Raw genomic sequence first — 3,606 nt, 5'->3', positions numbered from 1 at the left:
GATTTTTGGCTGGCATACACTATAACTAATGATTGCTTATTTTTTTATATTATACAATCTAGCTGCGTCTCAGCTTAGTTGAGGGTGCGGAATGTGGGTTCAGATTCAGCAGCAGGAAGTCTGTTTGTTGGGAGCATCCCGGTTTTGTAAATATCCGAATAAGTGTAAAATAGTTAAAATCAATAAAAGTGTCAAAAAAAGTCGAGAAAAAGAGCCATGACCCATGAAGAACTAGAGCAGTTGCAATTCTTTTCGGCAGAAATTGCTAAAATTTTGTATAACAATACACCGCCAAGTGAACTGACCAGTCTGGAAAATATTGAAAAACATCTCAGGCAACAATGGCTTGAAAAAGTGGGCCCAGAAATCGGTTTTTTTTTATCAAAGAAGCAACAGGAACAGAACAAGGACGACCCCAGCGAGCGTAAAAAGCTGTATTGGTGAACTAATAATTACTGAAAAACAGGCCGAAAAATTAGAGTTCAAGAAATCTACTCGATTATCTCCATTATTTGAAAAATGCTGTCTCCGTCAAATAGCTAATCTTTCCTACTTCAAGGCTGCCCAAGAAATGGAAGTTCAGACAGGAGTAAAGATTGGCCACACTTGTTTACACCGATTGGTAGAAAAACAAGAATGGTCAGAACCTCATGCCAAAATAGAGGTGAAAGAAACAAGCATAGATGGAGGAAAAGTCCGTCTGAGAGGGAATTTAGGAGAAGGGTCTCATTGGCAAGATTATAAGGCAGTGCGGTTACATGAAAGTTATTATGGGGCTTTTTATCAAGAGAATGAAGAGTTAATAAACTATATAAACCATCAGCCATTAGCCGATATATTAACTTGTTTGGGTGATGGACATGATGGAATATGGAAGATTATGAGCCAGTTAAATCCTGGTAAAACCAGACGCGAAATTTTAGATTGGTATCATTTAATGGAAAATTTATATAAAGTGGGAGGGTCGTTGAAATCTCTAGCCAAAGCCAAAGAATTTTTGTGGCAAGGTCGGGTCGAACCTACCCTAAATTTATTTAAATATTGTTGTCGCAAAAAAACCGCTAAAAACTTTTGCAAGTATCTAGAAAAGCATCGCTCTCGAATTGTTAACTATGAGCAATTATCATCAGACAAGATTTGTTCCATAGGCTCGGGAGCGGTGGAATCGACTGTTAAACAAATAGATAGAAGGTTGAAAATTTCGGGAGCTCAATGGTTGAAAAAAAATGTCAATCAAATGCTAAAACTTCGTTGTGCTTACCTCAACGATCTCTTGGCTATTTGAGGCTTTTGCAAAACCGGGATGCTCCCTGTTTGTTGCCCGTTTACTCACCGTCGTGTCTTCTCTCAAGCTGCAAGACCGGAATATTCTTGAGTTCCTGACTGAATCTGTCTTGAGTGCTCGTTCTGGTCGGATTCCTCCTTCTCCTCTGCCACGCTAACCCCGTGAACTTCTACGTCAAATTCCCAGGCGATCGCCTCCGAAAGTGAATACAATCAGAACTAGACGCACTCGGTTTACATCATGAAGATTCCACCATCTCTCAGGCTAAAATAAATAGTTTGCCCATTTTGTCCAGTCAAACTCAAGGTTGAGAAGACATTTTAGTTGAGCAATTTTGTCATCATGAAACAATTATTCAAGGCATCGATACCAGAAGCAAAACTGGAAGCTGTTGAAAGAGCGCTAAAAACTGCTTTCAATACAGCGATCGCTGAAAGCGTGGAACTTTTATCAGGGGGGCTTTCTTCAGCACTCGTTTATAAAATCACGGTGAATGGAAAAATATATCTCTTGAAAGTTATACTGCAAACTGATACATTCAACGATCCAAATCGGCACTATATTTGCATGAATTTGGCAGCAGAAGCGGGTGTTGCTCCCCATGTTTACTATGCCAGTGCTGAAGATGCAATATCGATTACTGATTTCATTGAAGCCCAGCCATTTCCTAGACAGTTTACGCCAGATAATTTAATTAAAGTGGTGAGCGTTGTTCGAGCCATACATGCTGCTCCCAACTTTCCAACATTGGTTAATTACCTGGATGGCATCGATGGATTCATTGAAAACTTTAAAGCTTCCAAACTCTTGCCGGAAAGTGCGACGGAGGAACACTTCAGGTACTACGCAGAAATCCAGAAAGCTTACCCGTGCTACGATCCCGATCTCGTTCCCAGCCATAATGACCTCAACCCCAGGAACCTGCTGTTTGATGGACAGAAAATTTGGGCGGTGGATTGGGAAGCTGCTTTTCAAAACGATCGCTATGTTGACTTGGCGATTGTTGCTAATAACTTTGTGAAGACTGAAGCGCAGGAAGAAATCTACCTAAAGGCATATTTTGGCGATTCCCTAGATGAGTACAAACGCGCTCGATTTTTCATCATGCAGCAAGTTTGTCTGATGTGTTACGCGATGCTATTTATGCGCTTTGCCACAGTTTTACAGTCTCAGGATACGGTGATTGACGAGTGCATGGAAACCGTTCGTCAACAGGAGTTTTTCACACAAATTGCCAATGGCACCGTGTCGCTTTCATCTCCTGAAGGACAATTTCTATATGCCAAAGTTTTGCTCAACGAAGCATTGTACAACATGAAAACACCAAGATTTGCCGAGGCGATTGACAGAATGAACGCATAAAACAAGATGGCGATCGCTACTTCCAATACTTCGGACAGTTTTATATCTAGTCGAGCCTCCGAAACCCTTGCGGGCTATATGCTGGACTATTTTTTCAATGTTTGAGTTCAGCCCTAAGTTTCAGAAAATGCGTAAAAAATGGCAGGGCTTACTCTGTAAGGCTTACACGGCCGTTAAAAAACTGTCCGAAGTATTGGAATATGAATGGGTCAAAGTGGACTTAATGAAAGGCGAACAAAAATCGCCGGAATACTTGGCACTCAACCCATTGGGACAGGTTCCTTTGTTGGTCGATGGCGATACCAAACTAGCTGATGCTCAAGCTATTTTGGTGTACTTAGCGCGGCAGCATGGCGGCGATCGCTGGCTGCCGTTGGAGGCCCTCCCGTTGGCTCAAGTCGTTCGCTGGCTATCGACAACTGCTGGAGAAATCCGCCAGGGCCCTGAACATTCCCGACTTTATTATTTGTTTGGGGCTACCAGTATCAATATCGAACGGGCACACCAGCAAGCAGAGAATATCCTGACTCAATTAGATAGGCATTTGAGTACGCGCAACTGGTTAGAATTCGATCGCCCCACCATCGCTGATATCGCAGTCTTTCCTTACGTTGCTCTGGCGAACGATGGCAAGATTGACCTCGCACCCTATCCCAGCGTCCTAGCTTGGATCGATCGCATCAAACAACTCCCCGGCTATATCCCAATGGCTGGACTTTAGGCGAACCGCACAGCTTAAAAACAGAGGTAACGTATGGCAATCCCAGGCTGGACAAGAACCGAATCGCCGTTTCATGCGGGCGAACTAGCAATTCAAGGTCGAATGGGTACGCAGACCAAGATGGATAGGCAAGGACGACAAATGATTCGGGAATACCTGCCCTGACGGTGTTACGCTGCACAACCCTGGACAAACAGGGCATACGCGATAGCAATACTTTCGCTATTGATAGCTAAAG

Annotated in this window: 5 protein-coding genes; 4 read left to right on the top strand and 1 reads right to left on the bottom strand. The window is 43.1% G+C overall.

Features of this window, described 5'->3' with window-relative positions; genetic code table 11:
- The first annotated feature begins 216 nt into the window (after positions 1-216).
- Both QUB13_RS30595 and QUB13_RS30230 read left to right on the top strand, forming a co-directional pair.
- Positions 217-444 carry a hypothetical protein gene (locus QUB13_RS30595; protein WP_442922224.1) on the top strand — a complete coding sequence of 76 codons (228 nt, stop codon included), beginning with the start codon at positions 217-219 and terminating at the stop codon, positions 442-444.
- Positions 347-1,285 (top strand): ISKra4 family transposase, encoded by a 939-nt coding sequence (locus QUB13_RS30230; RefSeq protein WP_442922223.1) that lies wholly within the window; start codon positions 347-349, stop codon positions 1,283-1,285. Before QUB13_RS30595 ends, QUB13_RS30230 begins: the two co-directional genes overlap by 98 nt.
- A gap of 62 nt (positions 1,286-1,347) precedes the next feature.
- Here the strand turns inward: QUB13_RS30230 and QUB13_RS30225 are convergent, their stop codons facing one another.
- Positions 1,348-1,497 (bottom strand): hypothetical protein, encoded by a 150-nt coding sequence (locus QUB13_RS30225; RefSeq protein WP_333388734.1) that lies wholly within the window; start codon positions 1,495-1,497, stop codon positions 1,348-1,350.
- Between the two features lie 130 nt (positions 1,498-1,627).
- On the opposite strand from QUB13_RS30225, the gene QUB13_RS30220 reads away from it, so the two are divergent.
- Positions 1,628-2,647 carry a choline/ethanolamine kinase family protein gene (locus QUB13_RS30220; protein ID WP_333388730.1) on the top strand — a complete coding sequence of 340 codons (1,020 nt, stop codon included), beginning with the start codon at positions 1,628-1,630 and terminating at the stop codon, positions 2,645-2,647.
- 127 nt (positions 2,648-2,774) lie between these two features.
- Positions 2,775-3,368, top strand: coding sequence for a glutathione S-transferase family protein (locus QUB13_RS30215; RefSeq protein ID WP_333388727.1), 594 nt, complete (start codon positions 2,775-2,777; stop codon positions 3,366-3,368).
- Positions 3,369-3,606 lie beyond the last annotated feature (238 nt).

The sequence above is a fragment of the Microcoleus sp. B4-D4 genome, assembly GCF_036705185.1.
Classification (GTDB): domain Bacteria; phylum Cyanobacteriota; class Cyanobacteriia; order Cyanobacteriales; family Microcoleaceae; genus Microcoleus.
This window is presented reverse-complemented; position numbering and strand designations above follow the sequence as displayed.